This window comes from Acinetobacter sp. Q85-2 (genome assembly GCF_013420555.1).
GTDB classification, from domain to species: domain Bacteria; phylum Pseudomonadota; class Gammaproteobacteria; order Pseudomonadales; family Moraxellaceae; genus Acinetobacter; species Acinetobacter indicus.
In genome coordinates this window covers 1-19,876 of record NZ_VOXW01000008.1, presented here as the reverse complement: position 1 = coordinate 19,876, position 19,876 = coordinate 1, and the positions used below count along the sequence as shown (strand labels likewise).

Here is a 19,876-nt window from a genome sequence, read left to right as displayed (position 1 = left end):
AGGAATCATCAGGGAACGCGTTTACTTTAACAGCTTTCCCGTCTGTTACTAAATGAATTAATACGTCGATTTATATTGAAAAACACGATCATTATCAAGCAGGTTACTGTCCAGCAACTTCTGCCCTTTGGCTGTGGTCTGCCATAGCATACGCTGGCGTTCATCCCGGCCGGCCTGCACAATCCAGTCATTCTGGCGCATCTGCATTTTAATGGTATGCAAGGCACGAATATTGATTTGCGCCCGTGCCACCGCATGCGCCCGTGGCATTTCACGCCGCGCATCAGTCAGGCCGGTATCATTTAAATATTCATTCATGCGTTTGGAAAAATATTCTTCCGGGGTCGGATGAATAAAGGTCGAGCCTAAAATACTGAACAGCTGCGCCCAGGTCAGCTGTTTTTGTACTTTCAGTTCTTTAAAATTACCATCCTGATAGGCATGCATCCGGTATTCAAACTGGAAAGCTTCATGCATGGATACTTTGGGCAGGCTTAAAAACGGATCGGCTTCGGTCTTGCCAAGTTCATTTTTTAACTGGGCCACTTTGGCCTGTAGCTGCTCGATTTCATCATGCAGGGCCTGGGTATTTTGCGGACGCACCCAGCCCACCACCGGATAACGCTCCAGCATTTGCGGCATATTAAAGCGTACCGCCAGCTCCAGATCACGCAAGCTGCGATAGCAAAACACCTGATCGACTTCCTGCTGTAACAGGCGACGGAATTCTTTAAATTTTTCCCGCAGTTCAGGTTTGGCATCCTGCAAGCTGGCATCACGTGAATCCGGGTCTTCATGCATAAACACAATCATCGGTTTCTGCTTGGTGACCGCGTAAATATATTCCAGATGCATATAGCCCACACCCGATACCGACTGCTCGCCATACTGGCTGCCCAATAACAGCACCACATAATCGCAGTCATCAATCTGACGACGGGCAAATGCCGTACTCAATGGAGTACGCTGCTCCAAGCCCCAGGAAAAGAAGCCCATTCCCACCAAGGTCTGTGTCAATACCATGCGTTCCGGCTGCATCTCTGAACCGGACGTAGAGATAAATACCTGATAGCGTTTATCGAGCATTGGCTCTCCTTCCTTCCCTCAATAGCTGAAGCGCCCAATGGGCATCAGTATTGTTCCCCAATCAAAAAATAAGTCATGCTGAAGCAATCATGTTGCTTTCTTTATGGAGCTGGCTTAGCGTGGCAGATTGGAAATTTTCCAGCGGATCTGCTCAGGCATCAGATGCCCGACAATCGGTTGTAAATGTTCAGCATTTTGACCGCTGACATAACAATGAATCTGCACCTGATCGGCTCGGCTCTGTTCAAATAATAACTCATTTTTCGTTAAAATGCGGGAAGTTTGACGCGCAACGGCAGTTCCTGAGTCAATTAATGTCAATTTCTGACCAAAAATAGACTGAATCGCAGTTTTTAAGAAGGGATAATGGGTACACCCCAGCACCAGATGATCTGCGCCAGCATCCACCACTGGCTGTAACAGTTCGCTTAAAGTGCTTAAACAGGCCGCGCTCATTTGTGCTCCGCTTTCCACAAAAGGCACCAGCTCAAGCGAGGTTAAAGGAATCACTTTGACCTCGGCCGGCAAGGCAAAACGCTGAATCACGTCTTTAATTAGCTGGCCACGAAAGGTCGCCGGTGTCGCCAGCACAGCCACGGTTTTGGTTTTGCTCTGCAGTACCGCCGGTTTTAAGGCTGGGACCAAACCAACAATCGGGAAATCTTCCCCATAATGCGCACGCAGATAATCCAGACTAAAAGCCGAAGCAGTATTGCAGGCCACCACTGCAATTTTACAGCCCTGCCGATACAGCCACTCGATAGCCTGAGCGGTCAGTTCGCGAATTTCCTGATCATCACGCGGACCATAAGGCACATGCGCCGTGTCGGCATAATAAACAATCTGTTCATTGGGCAAATGCTGGGCAATTTCCAGCGCCACCGACAAGCCGCCAATGCCTGAATCAAAAATCCCGATTGGCGCATCCGCCTGCGCTCTGGTCATAGGGTGCAACAAAGGAGCAAGGGGATGAATGGCGGTCATGGCAGCGGAATGAGCAGTTTGAAATAGGATGGCTCAAGCTTAAACCTCAGGTGCCTAATTGCAATAGCAAATCACCACTTTTCAGGCTTAAAATTGCATCGCCTTCGGCATTTTCCTGCAAGCTGCCCAGCTCGATCAGATGAAAAAAAGCCGCACGCTGGATCAGGGCATTCAGACCAAAACGCACATGTACATAGGGACGCAACTCCCCTTCATATTCACGCATAAAGATCGGATGCTGCTCATCGACAATCACCAGGTCCTGGGTGGTAGTGGTCAGTTGCAGATAGGTCTTGCCTTCAATATCAACCTGATCTACCTGATTGACAAATAAAGGCTCATCTTCCACCTCAATTTCAATCTGCTCGACCGGGGTTTTTAAATAGAACGTGTGACCTTCTTTCCAGAGTACGGTAGAAAACAGCTCAATTAATAACTGGCGCTTCACCAATTGACCTTCGTGCCACCATTCTCCATTGGCTTTTACCGTTAAATCCATTTTGCCACAATGCTTTGGATGCCAGTGCTCCAAAGGGGGAATTGACCTTTTGTGACCGGGCTGTGCATCTTTTAAGTATTGTGCAATGCCCATTAAATTTTTATCATCAGAAAATGCTACTTTTTTCGTCGGATTTGGTTCATTGTGCTCATTGTTCATCATTGAATACCCTGCTGACGGAAAAATAATATGATTCAGCCAATTGGCTAGACCAAGGTTTAAAACTATACTAGCCCACAATATAAAAGACACGATAGCAAATTTGTGTCTAGGAACTAAGAACACTCATGGCAGCACCGGATTCTGAGATGACGGTTGCCACCTTCTAGTATTATGAGGAGTCCTACATGGAACACATCGAACGTGAATCGATGGAGTTTGACGTAGTTATCGTAGGTGCTGGCCCTGCGGGTCTGTCTGCGGCGATTAAAATCCGTCAACTTGCAATTGAAAATAACCTGAATGATCTGTCCGTTTGTGTCGTAGAAAAAGGCTCCGAAGTCGGTGCGCACATCTTGTCAGGTGCGGTGCTGGAACCACGTGCCATCAATGAGCTGTTCCCGAACTGGAAAGAAGAAGGTGCACCGTTAAATGTACCGGTGACAGAAGATAAAACGTTCTTCCTGCTGTCTGAAACCACTTCGAAAGAAGCACCACACTGGATGGTGCCAAAAACCATGCACAACGATGGCAACTATGTCATTTCACTGGGCAACGTGGTGCGCTGGTTAGGCCAGAAAGCCGAAGAACTGGAAGTGTCTATTTTCCCGGGCTTTGCGGCGTCTGAAATTCTGTACCATGAAGATGGCACAGTAAAAGGCATTCAAACCGGTGATATGGGCATTGGTAAAGATGGTGAACCGACCCACAACTTTGCCCCAGGTTATGAACTGCATGCCAAATACACCCTGTTTGCTGAAGGCTGTCGTGGTCACTTAGGCAAACGCCTGATCCAGAAATTTAATCTGGACAAAGATGCCGACCCTCAACACTACGGTATCGGCATTAAAGAGCTGTGGGAAATTGATCCGGCCAAACATAAACCAGGTCTGGTGATGCACGGTGCTGGCTGGCCATTGTCTGAAACCGGTTCTTCCGGCGGCTGGTGGCTCTACCACGCGGAAAACAACCAGGTCACACTGGGGATGATCGTCGATCTGTCTTATGAAAACCCACATATGTATCCATTTATGGAAATGCAGCGCTGGAAGACTCATCCTCTGATTAAGCAATACTTGGAAGGCGGTAAGCGTATTTCTTATGGTGCGCGTGCCGTAACCAAAGGTGGCTTTAACTCGCTGCCTAAATTCACTTTCCCGGGTGGTTCCTTAATTGGTGATGATGCCGGCTTCCTGAACTTTGCCAAAATCAAAGGTTCTCATACCGCAATGAAATCCGGCATGCTCTGTGGTGAGGCAGTCTTTGAAGCAATTGCTGCCGGTGTCGAAAAAGGTGGTGATCTGGCGATTGCCCGCGTGACTGAGGGTGAAGATTTCTTTGTAAAAGAATTAACCTCTTACACTGAGAAGTTCAACAACAGCTGGCTAAAAGAAGAGCTTTACAACGCGCGTAACTTTGGCCCGGCAATGCACAAGTTTGGTCAATGGTTTGGTGGTGCGTTTAACTTTATCGACCAGAACATCTTTAAAGTGCCGTTTACCCTGCATGACTTGGTGCCTGACTTCAGTGCATTAAAAACTGTAGATGCAGTGAGCTTTAAGCCGAATTATCCAAAACCGGATGGCAAATTAACCTTTGACCGTTTGTCTTCAGTATTCGTTTCCAACACCGTACATGAAGAAAACCAGCCTGCACACTTGAAGCTAACCAATGCCTCGATTCCGGTTGATGTGAATTTGCCTAAATGGGATGAGCCGGCACAGCGTTACTGTCCTGCGGGTGTGTATGAAATTATGGAAAATGATGATGGTTCCAAGCGCTTCCAGATTAACGCAGCCAACTGCGTACACTGTAAGACTTGCGACATTAAAGATCCATCGCAGAACATCACCTGGGTAACACCGGAAGGTGGTGGTGGTCCAAACTATCCAAATATGTAATCTCGATTGAGATCAAAATAAACCCGCGTAAGCGGGTTTATTTTTTCTTTCTTAGATAAATCTAACTCAATACTTATAGCTATTTTTATTTTTGTTATTTTAGTAAAAATATATACTAAAGTTATAGTAAGCCGTTCATGACTGAGTTTATTCTTCCCCATCAAACTGCCAATACACATCCCCCCAATCACTTTCAAAATCAGGGAAAGTATCTCCGTGTTTAAAATATTGGCGTGAGTTTTCTTTGGCAAATGTATACCAGTAACCTGCGTGTGGGCAGGGTTCTCCAGCGAGTACAATATCAATTCTTTCTGGTTCTTGAGCTTCGACTTCCACTCGTTTTAATTCAGGCCATGTACTGTCTTTATCAAATCGAGCAATCCATTGTTTCGCACTTACTACATCAAAACGTGGGTTTGGATCATCTGACCATGCATCTAAGGTCGTAAGTTTTAAGTTATCACAACGTATCGGTTTAATTAGCTCATTTGCCAATACCAATAGATCAGGGACACCTTCTTCAACTGGATAAAGTGAGAGCTCGCCCAAACGGATCCATAGACTATATAGATTAGGATTTTCTGAATCCTCTATTTTAGTTATTTCAATACGTGGATCATTGAGTTTTTCGCGAATTTGCTCTTCACTTAAACCTAACTTTTCTAGCCAATAGGGCGAAAGTAAAAAACACCATGTTGGGGTACGAATTCCTCCACCTAAAGCGTCACGATCTTCTGAGACAAACATATTTTCATGAGAAAACTCCATCCCAGGATGATCTATATCGAGCCCGTAAAAATAATCCGTAAAAGTCCGCTCAACTGTTTCAAACTCTGGAGATACAAATGCAAATTGCCCTGTATTTCCTATTTCATAGCCACTATAGGCTTGAATTGGGTTAAGCTTTTCTAGACACTGCTTAACAAAATGATGCCACCTAACTGGATTAGATCTATACCATTTATCACCAAAGGTTAATTTAATACTAGAATAACGTTCATTTGAGTCTCTAATTTTAGCGCCTAAGGCCCAACGTGCACTTTGATTAGGAGATTCTGCAGATGTTGCACCAATATAGTAAATAAAATGTTTTTTATAAACCGTTGTCATTTCCGTTAACATTTCGTTACGACTTCTAATCCACTTATTAGCCTTTTTCCATACTTCAGTATCACTCCTAAACCTTAATTGAAAAGGCTTATCTATAATAGAATTTTCAAATTCGATATAAATAGCCACAACTTTATTTAATATTTCTACACAATCTTTATTACAAATATAAAAAGTAACACAAGGACAAACACCAAATTCTTGGTTTTCCTCCCCATAAAGAATTGAAGTATCTTGAGGAATATCCCGAACTAACTCCTCTATTTCTTGTTTACTTAAATAGAGTTGTGATGTACTCATTATATTAATTTCCTCTTCTACCTCTTGTATTCCCTTGAGTTTAAGCTTTACTTTGATCCTTTGACGTAGCATCTCCATGTTAACGAAAAATTGAAAATTATTGTTTTTATTCGCAGATGGCTTTGTTGCATAAATATGTAAGCATCTGATTTAAATAAATTTAATTTTGGATCAAAAAATAATCAAAACTTTTAAAATCATATAGTTATGAAATCTTTGTGCAACAAAGCCGGTGTTTTCTAAACTTTTACTGATCTGACTCTCACCATATTCTAAGCGTCTTCTACCACCAACGCCTGTAAAACCGCCCGAAAGGTCATGATCTTGCACTTTAGCTATTATTTTATCAACTTTGCTCAGCTCCCCATTAAATGGGGTTCCAACCCCAGAAACATAAATAGGATGATTTAACTTCACTGGCGACTTTGTACGCTCAATTTCGAATAAACTATAAGATTGTGCATTTCGCCATAACTTTGCTGGGTTGGCGAGCTTTCCTTTATCTTGGTCTGCTTCTAAATTGTTTCCTGTCCCATCAAAAAAAACAGAAATATTAACTACATCCGCACAATCTTGCTTGGCTTGTGGATGCAGATTACTGACATCTTGATTGCTATTTTTTATTTTTTGTAATTGAGAAACCATATTCTTACCTTTTTATTTTTTATCATTCTCATTTAATTCATCAATTAATTCTGATCTTACTTCTAATCCCTTTTTTGTAGCATCAGGCATATTCCGCCCTTCAGTCAGTGTGATTTCAACCGTATCATCTGGATAAAGGTGCACTGCTAAATAGCTTTTTCCTTTTAAGTCCTCTTTGGTCAGATAAGGAACATTTTTTGCAACGTGTTGTTTACGAATATTTGTTTGTCCCCATGTAACATATTGTGGTCCAGTAATAATCGCAGATCGTTTAGTGGCTGCCCCAAAGCCTCCTCCAACCTCCTCGCCATTCACTCGTACAATATATGGTCTATAACTTGGATCATAGCCAAATGATGTGGTCGTTAGAACATAGGTTTTACCGGAACCTGAACTGCATCCTATCAAACCTAAAGCCAAGCCTACTGGCAGCATCACAATTTTTTTAAATATATTCATCACATCACCTGTCGCGACTCCAACTTCTTTTCGAACGGCTTTGAAAAGTTAATACTGATTTGATTTTCACCATATCTTATCCGTCTTACACCACCTGTAAGCTCATAATCTTGCACTGTGGCTATTCTTTTTTCGACTATATTTAGCTCACGATTAAATGAGGTTCCGACACCAGATACATAAATAGGATGACTAACTTGAATCCCCATCAGCACAGTCTTGTTTTTTTGTGGACCAAGATTATCTACATCTTGATTTGTATTCTTAACTTTTTATATTATTTATCATAGGACACCACTATTTATTATTTTTCTCTTTTCGTAGTTTATTTCTCCATTCTAGCCCTTTCTGTGTAGCATTAGGCATGCTTTCAGAATCTGTAAGTGTAATTTCAACACTATCATCCGGATAGAGATGCACTGCTAAATAACTTTTTCCTTTTAAATCCTCTTTGGTTAAATAAGGAATATTTTTTGCAACGTGTTGTTTACGAATATTTGTTTGCCCCCATGTAACATATTGTGGTCCTGTAATAACTGCCGATCTTTTCGTACCGCCACTACCAATTAACTCTTCATTTAACAAAACATCATATGTGCGATAACTTGGATCATAATTAAAGGAGGTTGTCGTAAGTATATAAGTTTTACTTGAGCCTGCACTGCAACCAACCAAACCTAAAGCCAAGCCTACTGGCAGCATCACAATTTTTTTAAATATATTCATCACATCACCTATAATTTTTAATTTACTTAAAGAATATTCCTAACTTCACGTTTCTTTGATGCCAAATTAATTGTGTTAGCATAAAGTTATGTTTTATGAGTTTATTCGTTTTCGTCAACTAAACTCTCTAAGTCTTCCATCGCCTGATCCATTGTCATCATCTTATTTTTCACTTTTAGCAGCACACTTTGAAGCAGCTCTTCTTGCTCGAAAGTATTTTTATATATCAACGTTAGACAAATAAAATTTAAAATATCCCGAGTACCTTCCAAACCATATTCACGTGCTAATGCTATTTTTTCCACAACATACTGGTAAAGTTCCCATTCATTAAAGCCCTCAACTTTAAGTGATGTGCTGAAAAAGCTACCGACACACAAAGTGACCCAAATTGAAGAATTGCTGCCGCACTGCTGGAAACCTGAATCGAATTAAAAATTGGTATGGGATTCAGCGGACGCTTACTTTGGATCGAACCAAATGGCAATATTCCCACGATTAATGAGAGCTCGGTTATATGCGGGCCAATTGGTTGTGCGGTAGATTTTGTGTGTAGGCTTCTTCATTTGGAAATTATATTGCCGAAGGAGTCCTTAAGAATAGCTTTGTGCAACAAAGCCTAAAATAATTAAAATTTACATTTTGATATTTTTAAATAGAAAATTTAATTATACTTTCTAAACCTTGTTCGCTTTACAGAAAAAATTAGAACATTCAAGCTATCACCTATTTACTTTAAAATTAATAATATAGTTCCTAATAGAAGTAAACAAAATGCTGAAATAATTATATTCTTTACGACAGAATTATACCATTGCCCATGTTTTTTTAATAATAAGTTAAGATTTTTATCATTAAGATTAGGAGCTAAAGGAAATAGCCCTTTTGAGAAAACAGTGTCTCGTTTTAATATTTTTAATTCTCTAAACCTTGCAGCTGCAATAATTGCTGTTGTTGTCTCTATCAAAAAAAAATTAGTTAAATCTAATTTTTTAAAATACTTAGGATTGCCAAACAATAATTCTGAGATAGAACCTAGATTTTTTTTAACGTATGCATAGCTTTTGAAACTTGTTATCAATGAGATTGAAAGCCAAAGAGCACCTGTAAGAGCAAATATTATCTCCAAAGTTTTTTCAAACATTTTAATCTATCATCCAATTTATACTACGATCAGCACCATTTCCTATAGTTTCACCGATTTTACCGCCAATAATACCTCCTCCTAATCCACCTAAAACAGCACAAGCCCCTATAACAACTAGTCCAATACCACCAGTCCCTACACCAATTACTAAAGCAGCAGCACCACCGATAGCAGCTCCTTTTGTTCCTCCATATATACTTCCTCCTACTTTCAAAGGCTCAACCAATACAGCTTTTCTAATTTGCTTAGCATCTCCTGTTTCTGCGGATTTGTAAATATTATAGCCACCTTCACCAATACTCATACCAATCATCAAATTACCGCCCCACCTCAGATTTTTACTGATGCGACCTACCTCATTCATATTTTTCAAATATCCAGGTATGCCCCCTTGATAGTTAGCCCCTTTAACAAAAGCTGTATTTTTTAATTGGCGTCGTAAGTTATTGGTCTTAATTCCTGTGTCCCATTGAAATATATTTTTTGAAATCCTATTTTCAAAGTCTTTAAAAAGTGGTGCGTTGGCAGCTTGAAATTTTGCAAAATGTTTATCATTTGATAGACGTGATTTTTTTTCATGTTCAGCTACATAATTCTTCACAATTTGAGAGTATGAACCTAAAGTTTTATTTTTAGCTTCTTCAACGAAAAGTATTGAGCCATCCACAACGTTTTTTGCAGTTGTATAGATTGAGCCAATCATACGGCTTTGTTGCACAAAGATTTCATAACTATATGATTTTAAAAGTTTTGATTATTTTTTGATCCAAAATTAAATTTATTTAAATCAGATGCTTACATATTTATGCAACAAAGCCTAAACTATCTAAAAAAAGACCATAGTTATTTCGCATGGTCTCAAAAAATTCTAACGAGCTAAATTCTTCTAATAAATATACAGCTTTAGGATTTACGCTATAACACATATTTACTTCTTATTCGTCACTTCTAAATACCAAATCGTTTCACCCCAACTATTATTCTCAAACTCAGGAAATACTTCTCCCTGTTCAAAATAACGGGATTGCAATTGATTTGCAGGGCTCCACCAATTACCTGTCTGTTGACAAGTCTGCCCAGCAAAACCTTTTAAATTTTCAGCTTGAATAGTCTCAGATGACCCACCCTCGTCTGCAATTCGTTCAACCAATACCCATTCCGTATCTTCCTCATGATCATATTGTGGGCAATCTGGATCAAGTCCCACTAATGCTTCTATCGCATCATGCCCTTTAAGCAGCAGCTGTGCACTTGCTTCCTGTATTTCAGGAATGTAAATACCATCCTGTGGCACAGTTTCGCCTGTTTTTACCGTAACATTTTGGTTTAACTTATATATTGGTAAAGATGATGGTAAGTTTAACTCTCCTAAATAATCTGAATCATAGTCTTCTTTTAAAAAAGTCATAGGCCAGCTACCAAAAACTGTAGCTTTAATATTAGATGATAACTTACTAGCTTTACTTTGCCATTGATCAAATAAGGCTAAATTACCCTCATCCATCCAATCAGGGAAATAGTCTATTCTTTGATTTCTAAAGTCAGTCACCACATTCCCTGCATATTGTAAAGCAGATAAATCACCCTCTAATAAACGTTTATATCCATAATTTAATGCCTCTAGAGTTGATCGAAAATTAGGCAAAACATGCTCACCCCAAACCACATCGGGCTGTTGTGAAATATGACGGTTCCGATAATCATAAGGTAAATCTTGCATAAATAGCTCGAGCGCATCCTCTGCTGCATCCAGCATATTCTTAAAAGTATCGACTAGTTCGCTAAAGTATTCAGCCGAACTATAGCGTTCTAATAAATAAATTTCTTGAGGATGAATCTTAAACTTAGACATTATTTCTTATTCGTCACTTCCAAATACCAAATTGTTTCCCCCCAACTATTATTCTCAAACTCAGGAAATACTTCTCCCTGTTCAAAATAACGGGATTGCAATTGATTTTCAGGACTCCACCAATTACCTGTCCGTTGACAAGTCTGACCAGCAAAACCTTTTAAGTTTTCAACTTGAATTGTCTCAGATGAACCACCTTCATCTGCAATGCGTTCAACTAGTACCCAAGTACAATCGCCATAAAAAGTCTCAAATGTTTCAGGATCCATACCAGTAGCTATAACACTTCCTACTCCTCTACCTTCCTCCTCACTTGCTGCCATAAACTCAATTCTATTTCTATCTTCTTCACAAATATAGATACCTGTTTTCCCAACGTTCTCATTAGATTTAACCATTATTTCTGGATTTACCCTATAAATTGGATAAGAGTCAGGTAAAACTAGATTGATTTCATGAAATATATCAGCTTCAGGATAATCAATAACAAGCTCATCAATATTCCAATAGGTTGGATAAGTATTTGAAATAATTGAAGCATAGCTTTTGGCAATTGAATAATAATCCCAACATTCTTTTACTTTATCTGTAGGTAAATCATCCATCCAATGTGGAGAAAACTCACTCAAACCTTTATCATTAGAGCGTATTTCTCCAGTACAACGTAAATAAGTAAAATCACCTGTTTTTATTTTTGCGTATGCAGTCTCTATACGATCCATCGTATTTCTTAAATTAGGCAAAACAGTTCCCCCCCATTGAATATCTGCTTGTTCTGGATATGGTAAACTTCGTAAATTATGCATATAGATTTCAAATAGCTCCTCTAGGCTTTCTAAAAAGAGACGATAGTTGTTGTACATCACTTCAAAGAACTCTAAGGAGCTAAACTGTTCCAACAAATATACAGCTTTGGGATTTACGCTATAACACATATTTACTTCTTATTCGTCACTTCCAAATACCAAATTGTTTCCCCCCAACTATTATTCTCAAACTCAGGAAATACTTCTCCCTGTTCAAAATAACGGGATTGCAATTGATTTGCAGGACTCCACCAATTACCTGTCCGTTGACAAGTCTGACCAGCAAAACCTTTTAAGTTTTCAACTTGAATTGTCTCAGATGAACCACCTTCATCTGCAATCCGCTCAACTAAGGTCCAAGTACAATCACCATATAAGGTCTCAAATGTTTCAGGATCCATACCAGTAGCTATAACACTACCTACTCCTCTATCCTCTTCCTCACTTGCTGCCATAAACTCAATTCTTTTTCTGTCTTCGTCACAAATATAAACACCTGTTTTTTCAACTTTTTCATTAGATTTAACTATTATTTCTGGATTTACCCTATAAATTGGATAAGAGTCAGGTAAAACTAAATTTATTCCATGAAATACATCAGCTTCTGGATAACCATTACTCAGCATATCCATACTCCAATAGGTCGGGTATGTCCTCCCAATAATAGAAGCATAATTTTTTGCAATTGAATAGTAATCCCAGCACCGTCTTACTTTATCTGTAGGTAAATCATCCATCCAATGTGGAGAAAATTCACTCAAACCTTTATCATTAGAGCGTATTTCTCCAGTACAACGTAAATAAGTAAAATCACCTGTTTTTATTTTTGCGTACGCAGACTCTATACGATCCATCGTATTTCTTAAATTAGGCAAAACAGTCCCACCCCATTGAATATCTGCTTGTTCTGGATAGGGTAAACTTCGTAAATTATATGGTAAATTATGCATATAGATTTCAAATAGTTCTTCTAAACTATCTAAAAAAAAACCATAGTTATTTCGCATAGTCTCAAAAAATTCTAACGAGCTAAATTGTTCTAATAAATATGCAGCTTTAGGATTTACTTCGTAATTCATAGTTTTCTCTATCTTGTTTATCTCGGTTTATGTTCTAGCTTGGCAGCCAAACTATAATCGCCCATTTTAGTTTGCAAAGTTGGAACACCCACCATTGAAAAATTGCCAATCTCAGTGTCGGTGCCATAGCCCCAACCTGTCAATTTTCGCTTGCTTAATCCCGAAGGAATTAAATGATCAGGATGAAGTACAATTTGAATCCCACCACCTTTTAAATAAAATTCGCCAAGCTCTTGTGAAGCAGCAGGTCCTTCCCATGCATACAACTTCTGTCCTTTAGGAACTGTATATTCAAGATATTCACCATTAGCATTCCAGCTTGCCCAAACTGCAAATTTATCACGCCAATCTTCACGACTTTTTAGCTTTCCAAACTCAGACTTACGCATCCAACAAATACTGTTATCTAAACTACGTGGATCTAAAACACGATATAAAACTTCACCTTCCTCAATGGGATGAGCCTGCTCAGCGCTACTGCCCTGCTGGTGTATACGAAATAATGGAAAATGATGATGGTTCTAAGCATTTCCAAATTAATGCTGCGAACTGTGTTCACTGTAAGACTTGTGATATTAAAGATCCGTCACAAAATATTACTTGGGTTGTACCTGAGGGTGCAGGTGATATGAGCTATTCGAATATGTAATGTCTTTTAAAACCCTCGCTAAAGTTTTTTTATTAAACTTCGATAAATACGAAAGTTTCCCCTTGAGCGATATAGTTTTATTCTTCACCATCAAAATACCAATATACTTCACCCCAATCTTGTTCAGAAAGCGTTGGTAAAATCTCACCTTTACTAAAGTGCTGACGCTCATTTGGTTGGGCTGGAGTCGTCCAATAACCTGTTTTTGGACATTTATCCCCACCTTTGATTTTAATTTTTTCTACTGAATCTTGTGTTTGTACTTTTTCTGATTGTGCTTTAGAAAAATCAACTAAATCTTTTGGATAAAATTGGTGATCTCGATAAGTGGTGTCATCAATATCTAACAACCATGTAACAGCTGCCGCTTCCCATGACCAATAACCAAAATAACTGATACCTGATCTAATATCAGGTTGTGGATGTTGATCATGATAAGGTTCACGACGACTGGCTTCATACCAATCTTCTAAGTATTGCAACATCATTGCTGGACGTTTTTCAGGTGCAGCATCAAAAACTTTAATGAGCTTACGATAAGGCAAATGACGACGTGCATCATTCGGTGGTATGCCTCGATCTGTTACAAATGGAGCAATCAATCGCTCGATTAAGCCATCTTTTTCCTGCCCTTCAGGAGTTGCTTCTGTATAGTCGATAATCGGCATAATCCGATTCATTTGATCTGTATAGCCTGTAAGTAAGCCGAAGCAAATTAAACGCAAAGCAATATACCAATAATCTTCTGTTCCCAAGGAAATATGCCAGACATAACGTCCACCTGCATCAGGGCTTAAATTATAAAGATGACTCGTTTCAGCATATTCTTCTGTCCAATGAAGAAGATACGGGTAAAGTTCTTTTATGAAATTTAAATCACCACCTGCTGAATATTGTAATGACATCAAATCTAATGCATCTCTCATTCTTTGGTGACCAGATGCTATATATCCACCAAACTTAGAATCATTTTTATAATGACTGAAACCATCTACAACGGTATATAGTCCATTTATAAGTTCTTCAAAATTTTCATGATAATCTTGGGCATTTAAAAAATTATCTCTAAATTTTGTTTCATCATTAATCTCTAGAAATTGCCATTTTTCCCAATCTATTTCTTGATCATTGACTTGTGTTGACATTCTTTTATCTCTCCAACATCTCGTTTGGTAAAACAAATTCTAATTTTATACCGTGTGCGGTTACTGTCAGTGTACACTTTGGCTAATTTAGGCCTTTACATTTCTCATAATGGTTGAAGTTATTTTTTTCTTTGGACTTATGATATTAAGAATGGGCAATAATATTATCCATATAAAAATAATGCCCCGAAGGGCATTTTTAATTCTATTCTTCACCATCATAATACCAATATACTTCACCCCAATCTTGTTCAGAAAGCGTTGGTAAAATCTCACCTTTACTAAAGTGCTGACGCTGATTTGGCTGGGCAGGAGTCGTCCAAAAACCTGTTTTCGTGGATTGCTCTCCACCTTTGATTTTAATTTTTTCTATAGTGGTTTCTGCTGAAACCGATTCAGCTTGCGATCTAGCAAAATCAACTAAATCTTTTGGATAAAATTGGTGATCTCGATAAGTTGTATCATCAATATCTAACAACCATGTAACAGCTGCTGCTTCCCATGACCAATAACCATAATAACTTCTACCAGATCTTAAGTCGGTTTCTGGATGCTGTTCAAAGTATGGTTCACGACGACTGGCTTCATACCAATCTTCTAAGTATTGCAACATCATGTCTGGACGTTTTTCAGGTGCAGCATCAAAAACTTTAATGAGCTTACGATAAGGTAAATGACGACGTGCTTCATTTGGTGGTGTACCTCGATCTGTTACAAATGGTGCAATCAATCTCTCAATTAAGCCATCTTTTTCTTGTCCTTCAGGCGTTGCTTCTGTGTAGTCGATAATCGGCATAATCCGATTCATTTGATCTGCATAACCTGTCAGTAAACCAAAGCATATCAATCGTAAAGCAATATACCAATAATCTTCTGTTCCTAAGGAGATATGCCAGACATAACGGCCACCTGCATCAGGGCTTAAATTATAAAGATGACTCGTTTCAGCATATTCTTCTGTCCAATGAAGAAGATATGGATAAAGTTCTTTTATAAAATTTAAATCCCCGCCTGCTGAATATTGTAAAGATATCAAGTTCAGAGCATCTTTCAATCTTTGATGACCAGATGCTATATATCCACCAAATTTAGAATCATTTTTATAATGGCTAAATCCATCAACAACTGTATATAACCCATTAACAAACGTATCAAATCTCTTGTGATACATTTCTTGCTCAAGCAACTTATCTCTAAATAAACTTGTATCTTTTACTTCTAAACTCAACCATTTTTGCCAATCTATTTCTTGATCATCTACTCGTGTTGACATTCTTTTATCTCTCCAACATCTCGTTTGGTAAAACAAATTCTAATTTAATACCGTGTGCAGTTACTGTCCGTGTACACTTAGGTTTATTTAAGCCTTTACATTTTTCATGATGGTTGAAGTTATTTTTTTCTTTGGACTTATGATATTAAGAATGGGCAATAATATTATCCATATAAAAATAATGCCCCGAAGGGCATTTTTAATTCTATTCTTCACCATCATAATACCAATATACTTCACCCCAATCTTGTTCAGAAAGCGTTGGTAAAATCTCACCTTTACTAAAGTGCTGACGCTGATTTGGCTGGGCAGGAGTCGTCCAAAAACCTGTTTTCGTGGATTGCTCTCCACCTTTGATTTTAATTTTTTCTATAGTGGTTTCTGCTGAAACCGATTCAGCTTGCGATCTAGCAAAATCAACTAAATCTTTTGGATAAAATTGGTGATCTCGATAAGTGGTGTCATCAATATCTAACAACCATGTAACAGCTGCCGCTTCCCATGACCAATAACCAAAATAACTGATACCTGATCTAATATCAGGTTGTGGATGTTGATCATGATAAGGTTCACGACGACTGGCTTCATACCAATCTTCTAAGTACTGCAACATCATCGCTGGACGTTTTTCAGGTGCAGCATCAAAAACTTTAATGAGCTTACGATAAGGCAAATGACGACGTGCATCATTCGGTGGTATGCCTCGATCTGTTACAAATGGAGCAACCAATCGCTCGATTAAGCCATCTTTTTCTTGTCCTTCAGGTGTTGCTTCTGTGTAGTCGATAATCGTCATAATTCGACTCATTTGATCTGCATACCCTGTCAGTAAACCAAAGCATATCAATCGTAATGCAATATACCAATAATCTTCAGTTCCTAAAGAAATATGCCAGACATAACGTCCACCTGCATCTGGGCTTAAATTATAAAGATGACTCGTTTCAGCATACTCTTCTGTCCAATGAAGAATATATGGGTAAAGTTCCGTTAAAAAATTTAAATCTCCACCCGCGGAATATTGTAAAGATATTAAGTTTAAAGCATCTTGTAAGCGTTGATGACCAGCTGCGATATATCCGCCAAATTTAGAATCATTTTTATACTTATTGAAACCGTCTGTAACGGAATATATACCATTCACTAAAATGTCAAATCGTTTATGATACATTTTTGATTCAAGAAAGTTATCTCTATATTTTTTTGAATCTTTTACTTCTAAATTTAACCAACTGTGCCAATCTATATCTTTATCACTTACTTGTATCGACATTCTTTTATCTCTCCAACATCTCATTGGGTAAAACAAATTCTAATTTAATCCCATGCGCAGTCACTGTCCGTGTGCACTTGGGTTTATTTAAACCTTTACATTTTTCATGATGGTCAAATTTATCGCCTGTAATCGTAACTAGGCTTCTATCATAAGGACAACGTATTGCAACGGTTTTTCCAATTTTTCTTTCTGTACTTGGTTTAAAGTTAACACGTCGCCATGCTTCTATTTGTAAAATCAATTTTTCTTCATGTAACTCAATAATTTTTGAGCTTTTTATCTTATTAGCAATCCATAAATGTGACATTTGTACGCCATCACTCACCGTTGTTCCAACGGAGCGTTTCACTTTATCATCTTGGTCTGATGCCATATAAACATCGAGACCCATTTTCAATGCCATCATGGCTGCTTTAGGCGTCATGAGTGTTCGATGACTCAGAGCATTGGTCGCTTTACTGTCTGTTACACGATACTTATGTGCTAGTCGAGCACTATGCCAAACGTGATCGATACCGTTATGACCCGTATCGTGATATTCGTACAGCACACCATTATTGTTAATTTTAGAGCGACTTTTCATGCGTTTTACATAGTAGTAATCTGTTATATGTTCACCACCAGAACCAAGTTCTTGATTCGACCTTCTTTTTCGCTGTAATTGTTGACGTCGCGTTGAAGTATTTTGACGACCTGGGCTTACATTATTTCCTCCAGTATTTCTTGGTACATTGCCATTTTGCTGAGTGCGTGGGGCTGGATTTTGATTTGGTCTACTGGTTGTTGTTGGTGTTCGAGTCGTAATTGGAGCTCTAGCTGTAGTGTTAGGATAAGGAGTTGCTAGTGCCTTTTTATGGGCTGCTTGCATTTCTTTCATAACCATATCAATTTTTTGATTGGCAACTTTCTTCATTTGCTGAAGCTGAGTTACTAATGTTTTTAACTTAGCATTGCCGAGAACAGCTCGGGTCATCCAACTATCAAAAACGCCAATTAAACCATCAATAATTTTATTACTAGTTGTTTGCAGCTCTCTTGTGTATGTATTCCAATTTAAGGTTCTAAACCATTTATCTACATCACCACGTAATGTTTTGCTTGGTATTGCATCCAAAATAGCTCCCATAGCTTTACCTGAACGCAATTGTTTAAAAACAATTTTTAATCCATCACCAGCAATTGGAACAAATGCAACAAGATTAAATACCAAATCAAACCAATTCTCTTTATTATCTGGCTTTTCTGATATTTTAACGACTGAGACAATCACATTCCCGACATCAACGCCTTGACCAACAAAGGGTATACAACCTATCACAACTGCAACAATAATTTGAGCAGGACTGGAGCCACTACCATCAAGTACACCTTTAATCCATTGAGCCGCCGATTCTTCCCCTTTAGCTGTTATTCTCACAGCTTGCGTTGAACCCTTGGCTACGGCAGTATTCATTGTTTATCTCCTAGGTCTAATCTAGAAGTAGAATCATCTGTAAGTAAAATTTCTTCTAAATCATCTGCTATTGCATCGTCTACATCATTTTGTTGTGGTATTAATTGTTCTTCATAATCGCTTACATGATCGTCGTATTCGATATTATTTGACGTGAGCATCTCTTCAATTTCATCAGGGAAATATTCATCTAATAATGCATCAAGTTCCTGTTGATTATATTTTTCAATTAACTGCTCTGCTTCAGTAACACTCATCACTTTTTGATCTTTGAAAGGATTATCAACTTTTTCTCTATCTGGTTTCGCCTCAACACTACTAAAGCCATAGTAGACTTTAGGTTGAGTTTTATCACTAGGAATAGTGACTTTGGCATAACCTTCGGCATCTAGTACTCCTTCTTGGGCAGAACCATCAGCAAAAATCAATTTAAATGGAGCTTGTGCAACAGGTTTTAAGTCATCATAAATGTATTTTAATTCCACTTTATTAGGTAATAATTTAAAGGTAGGTAAAGCTGGAAATTTTGCTGATACATTCTTTCCATTCACAAACTGATGCTGCCCTGCCTTAACCTCAAACTTACCGCCAGTCGTAGGAAAAATCCCCGAAGCATTTATTTTTAGCTGTGAACCACCTGCAGTTAAAACAATTTCTTTAGCACTTTTAAAATCAATAACATCTTCTGTGGAGATGACCTGCACCCCTTTTCTGGCAATAAGATCTGCGCCATCCCCTTGGGCCTGAATTTCGACTTTGCCTTTACCGGCATACAAACGTGCCCCCTCTTGTGCTGCAAACAGGCTTAGTTTCTGGCTGGCATGCGCAATCAAAGACTGTTGTGTGCTGAGGTTAATACTTTCTCCTGCACTGTGGCTAATCTGACCATCCGCAGAGAGATGCACATCTTGCTGACTACTTAAGGCAATAGAGTTTGGTGCAGCCAATACCATGATCGCAGACTTAAAGGCATCTGCTTTGGCAGGGTCGTCATTGGCCAGTGTTTCAATAAAAGACTGGAGATTTTCTAAAACCTCTAAAGGATCGGTCTGCTGATTCTTGGCCACTTCACTTAGGGCAGTACTGTTGTTTAAGCTGCTTTCTAGCTGGCTCTTGGCTTCACTGGCATCGAGATGATTGCCTTCGGCCTGTGCCTGTGGATGGGTGGAAATCAGCAAGCCTTCTCCAGCACGTACTGCACCCCACTGATCGGTTCTCAGTTCAAAACCTTCACCACGGCCATCACTTTCAGCGCTGGCTTTGGGATGGCTCAAGTTCCCCAGGTTCAGTTGGGTCGCACCATGGCTGCTTTGCAGCTGGGCAGAGA

The 19,876-nt window shown here is 38.9% G+C and carries 20 protein-coding genes and 4 pseudogenes; 2 read left to right on the top strand and 22 right to left on the bottom strand.

The window, feature by feature from the left end; all coding sequences use genetic code 11:
• Positions 1-57: 57 nt before the first annotated feature.
• The 3 genes from FTT68_RS05980 to FTT68_RS05970 form a co-directional block, all read right to left on the bottom strand.
• Complete coding sequence (locus FTT68_RS05980; protein WP_127801785.1) at positions 58-1,086, bottom strand: DUF4062 domain-containing protein; 1,029 nt, start codon at positions 1,084-1,086, stop codon at positions 58-60.
• A gap of 114 nt (positions 1,087-1,200) precedes the next feature.
• On the bottom strand, positions 1,201-2,070 hold the full coding sequence (gene murI, locus FTT68_RS05975) for a glutamate racemase (protein WP_180083876.1): 870 nt from the start codon (positions 2,068-2,070) through the stop codon (positions 1,201-1,203).
• 46 nt (positions 2,071-2,116) lie between these two features.
• Positions 2,117-2,728, bottom strand: coding sequence for a DUF1285 domain-containing protein (locus FTT68_RS05970; protein ID WP_180083886.1), 612 nt, complete (start codon positions 2,726-2,728; stop codon positions 2,117-2,119).
• Positions 2,729-2,916: 188 nt separating this feature from the next.
• Here FTT68_RS05970 and FTT68_RS05965 point away from each other — a divergent pair, with 188 nt between their 5' ends.
• A complete protein-coding gene (locus FTT68_RS05965) occupies positions 2,917-4,629 on the top strand; it encodes an electron transfer flavoprotein-ubiquinone oxidoreductase (protein ID WP_016659624.1) in 1,713 nt (570 codons plus the stop codon).
• 147 nt (positions 4,630-4,776) lie between these two features.
• On the opposite strand, the gene FTT68_RS05960 is transcribed toward FTT68_RS05965, so the two are convergent.
• The 12 genes and pseudogenes from FTT68_RS05960 to FTT68_RS05910 all read right to left on the bottom strand — a co-directional run bounded on the left by FTT68_RS05960 (position 4,777) and on the right by FTT68_RS05910 (position 13,142).
• Positions 4,777-6,039 carry a type VI immunity family protein gene (locus FTT68_RS05960; RefSeq protein WP_180006762.1) on the bottom strand — a complete coding sequence of 421 codons (1,263 nt, stop codon included), beginning with the start codon at positions 6,037-6,039 and terminating at the stop codon, positions 4,777-4,779.
• A 171-nt stretch (positions 6,040-6,210) separates the two neighbouring features.
• Complete coding sequence (locus FTT68_RS05955; protein WP_228289504.1) at positions 6,211-6,684, bottom strand: hypothetical protein; 474 nt, start codon at positions 6,682-6,684, stop codon at positions 6,211-6,213.
• Between the two features lie 12 nt (positions 6,685-6,696).
• The gene (locus FTT68_RS05950) at positions 6,697-7,143 is read right to left on the bottom strand and encodes a hypothetical protein (RefSeq protein ID WP_180083878.1); all 447 of its coding nucleotides are present in this window, start codon (positions 7,141-7,143) and stop codon (positions 6,697-6,699) included.
• Positions 7,144-7,440: 297 nt separating this feature from the next.
• The gene (locus FTT68_RS05945; protein ID WP_075167225.1) at positions 7,441-7,869 is read right to left on the bottom strand and encodes a hypothetical protein; all 429 of its coding nucleotides are present in this window, start codon (positions 7,867-7,869) and stop codon (positions 7,441-7,443) included.
• Positions 7,870-7,970: 101 nt separating this feature from the next.
• Positions 7,971-8,249, bottom strand: coding sequence for a hypothetical protein (locus FTT68_RS05940; protein WP_228151051.1), 279 nt, complete (start codon positions 8,247-8,249; stop codon positions 7,971-7,973).
• Between the two features lie 84 nt (positions 8,250-8,333).
• Positions 8,334-8,435: pseudogene (locus FTT68_RS14120) on the bottom strand (IS5/IS1182 family transposase); the annotation flags it as partial.
• Between the two features lie 164 nt (positions 8,436-8,599).
• The gene (locus FTT68_RS05935; protein ID WP_168369763.1) at positions 8,600-9,013 is read right to left on the bottom strand and encodes a hypothetical protein; all 414 of its coding nucleotides are present in this window, start codon (positions 9,011-9,013) and stop codon (positions 8,600-8,602) included.
• Between the two features lies 1 nt (position 9,014).
• The gene (locus tag FTT68_RS05930) at positions 9,015-9,734 is read right to left on the bottom strand and encodes a hypothetical protein (RefSeq protein ID WP_228289503.1); all 720 of its coding nucleotides are present in this window, start codon (positions 9,732-9,734) and stop codon (positions 9,015-9,017) included.
• A 210-nt stretch (positions 9,735-9,944) separates the two neighbouring features.
• A complete protein-coding gene (locus FTT68_RS05925) occupies positions 9,945-10,868 on the bottom strand; it encodes a hypothetical protein (RefSeq protein ID WP_075175634.1) in 924 nt (307 codons plus the stop codon).
• Positions 10,868-11,803 carry a hypothetical protein gene (locus FTT68_RS05920; RefSeq protein WP_180006761.1) on the bottom strand — a complete coding sequence of 312 codons (936 nt, stop codon included), beginning with the start codon at positions 11,801-11,803 and terminating at the stop codon, positions 10,868-10,870. The genes FTT68_RS05925 and FTT68_RS05920 overlap by 1 nt, the downstream gene beginning before the upstream one ends.
• A 2-nt stretch (positions 11,804-11,805) precedes the next feature.
• Positions 11,806-12,753, bottom strand: coding sequence for a hypothetical protein (locus FTT68_RS05915; protein WP_180006760.1), 948 nt, complete (start codon positions 12,751-12,753; stop codon positions 11,806-11,808).
• A gap of 17 nt (positions 12,754-12,770) precedes the next feature.
• Complete coding sequence (locus FTT68_RS05910; RefSeq protein WP_180006759.1) at positions 12,771-13,142, bottom strand: hypothetical protein; 372 nt, start codon at positions 13,140-13,142, stop codon at positions 12,771-12,773.
• On the opposite strand from FTT68_RS05910, the pseudogene FTT68_RS05905 reads away from it, so the two are divergent.
• Positions 13,136-13,402: pseudogene (locus tag FTT68_RS05905) on the top strand (4Fe-4S dicluster domain-containing protein); the annotation flags it as partial. The gene FTT68_RS05910 and the pseudogene FTT68_RS05905 sit on opposite strands and share 7 nt — an antisense overlap.
• Positions 13,403-13,479: 77 nt before the next feature.
• Here the strand turns inward: FTT68_RS05905 and FTT68_RS05900 are convergent.
• The 7 genes and pseudogenes from FTT68_RS05900 to FTT68_RS05880 all read right to left on the bottom strand — a co-directional run.
• The gene (locus FTT68_RS05900; protein WP_180006758.1) at positions 13,480-14,547 is read right to left on the bottom strand and encodes a PoNe immunity protein domain-containing protein; all 1,068 of its coding nucleotides are present in this window, start codon (positions 14,545-14,547) and stop codon (positions 13,480-13,482) included.
• A 4-nt stretch (positions 14,548-14,551) separates the two neighbouring features.
• Positions 14,552-14,659, bottom strand: a pseudogene (locus tag FTT68_RS14145) (hypothetical protein); the annotation flags it as partial.
• 93 nt (positions 14,660-14,752) lie between these two features.
• Positions 14,753-15,820, bottom strand: a complete 1,068-nt coding sequence (locus FTT68_RS05895; RefSeq protein ID WP_180006757.1) for a PoNe immunity protein domain-containing protein — start codon at positions 15,818-15,820, stop codon at positions 14,753-14,755.
• Positions 15,821-15,824: 4 nt separating this feature from the next.
• Positions 15,825-15,944, bottom strand: a pseudogene (locus FTT68_RS14140) (hypothetical protein); the annotation flags it as partial.
• Positions 15,945-16,025: 81 nt separating this feature from the next.
• A complete protein-coding gene (locus FTT68_RS05890; RefSeq protein ID WP_180006756.1) occupies positions 16,026-17,093 on the bottom strand; it encodes a PoNe immunity protein domain-containing protein in 1,068 nt (355 codons plus the stop codon).
• A 4-nt stretch (positions 17,094-17,097) separates the two neighbouring features.
• Positions 17,098-18,549, bottom strand: coding sequence for a hypothetical protein (locus tag FTT68_RS05885; RefSeq protein ID WP_180006755.1), 1,452 nt, complete (start codon positions 18,547-18,549; stop codon positions 17,098-17,100).
• Positions 18,546-19,876, bottom strand: a 1,331-nt coding sequence (locus tag FTT68_RS05880) for a type VI secretion system Vgr family protein (protein WP_180175239.1), incomplete at its 5' end; no start/stop codon positions are given. The genes FTT68_RS05880 and FTT68_RS05885, both read right to left, overlap by 4 nt.

Excerpts from the sequence above, each read along its gene's own strand:
- FTT68_RS05980 (WP_127801785.1), bottom strand. The coding sequence starts at position 1,086 with ATGCTCGATAAACGCTATCAGGTATTTATCTCTACGTCCGGTTCAGAG.
- murI (WP_180083876.1), bottom strand. The coding sequence starts at position 2,070 with ATGACCGCCATTCATCCCCTTGCTCCTTTGTTGCACCCTATGACCAGA.
- FTT68_RS05970 (WP_180083886.1), bottom strand. The coding sequence starts at position 2,728 with ATGAACAATGAGCACAATGAACCAAATCCGACGAAAAAAGTAGCATTT.
- FTT68_RS05965 (WP_016659624.1), top strand. The coding sequence starts at position 2,917 with ATGGAACACATCGAACGTGAATCGATGGAGTTTGACGTAGTTATCGTA.
- FTT68_RS05960 (WP_180006762.1), bottom strand. The coding sequence starts at position 6,039 with ATGAGTACATCACAACTCTATTTAAGTAAACAAGAAATAGAGGAGTTA.
- FTT68_RS05955 (WP_228289504.1), bottom strand. The coding sequence starts at position 6,684 with ATGGTTTCTCAATTACAAAAAATAAAAAATAGCAATCAAGATGTCAGT.
- FTT68_RS05950 (WP_180083878.1), bottom strand. The coding sequence starts at position 7,143 with ATGAATATATTTAAAAAAATTGTGATGCTGCCAGTAGGCTTGGCTTTA.
- FTT68_RS05945 (WP_075167225.1), bottom strand. The coding sequence starts at position 7,869 with ATGAATATATTTAAAAAAATTGTGATGCTGCCAGTAGGCTTGGCTTTA.
- FTT68_RS05935 (WP_168369763.1), bottom strand. The coding sequence starts at position 9,013 with ATGTTTGAAAAAACTTTGGAGATAATATTTGCTCTTACAGGTGCTCTT.
- FTT68_RS05925 (WP_075175634.1), bottom strand. The coding sequence starts at position 10,868 with ATGTCTAAGTTTAAGATTCATCCTCAAGAAATTTATTTATTAGAACGC.
- FTT68_RS05920 (WP_180006761.1), bottom strand. The coding sequence starts at position 11,803 with ATGTGTTATAGCGTAAATCCCAAAGCTGTATATTTGTTGGAACAGTTT.
- FTT68_RS05915 (WP_180006760.1), bottom strand. The coding sequence starts at position 12,753 with ATGAATTACGAAGTAAATCCTAAAGCTGCATATTTATTAGAACAATTT.
- FTT68_RS05910 (WP_180006759.1), bottom strand. The coding sequence starts at position 13,142 with ATGCGTAAGTCTGAGTTTGGAAAGCTAAAAAGTCGTGAAGATTGGCGT.
- FTT68_RS05900 (WP_180006758.1), bottom strand. The coding sequence starts at position 14,547 with ATGTCAACACAAGTCAATGATCAAGAAATAGATTGGGAAAAATGGCAA.
- FTT68_RS05895 (WP_180006757.1), bottom strand. The coding sequence starts at position 15,820 with ATGTCAACACGAGTAGATGATCAAGAAATAGATTGGCAAAAATGGTTG.
- FTT68_RS05890 (WP_180006756.1), bottom strand. The coding sequence starts at position 17,093 with ATGTCGATACAAGTAAGTGATAAAGATATAGATTGGCACAGTTGGTTA.
- FTT68_RS05885 (WP_180006755.1), bottom strand. The coding sequence starts at position 18,549 with ATGAATACTGCCGTAGCCAAGGGTTCAACGCAAGCTGTGAGAATAACA.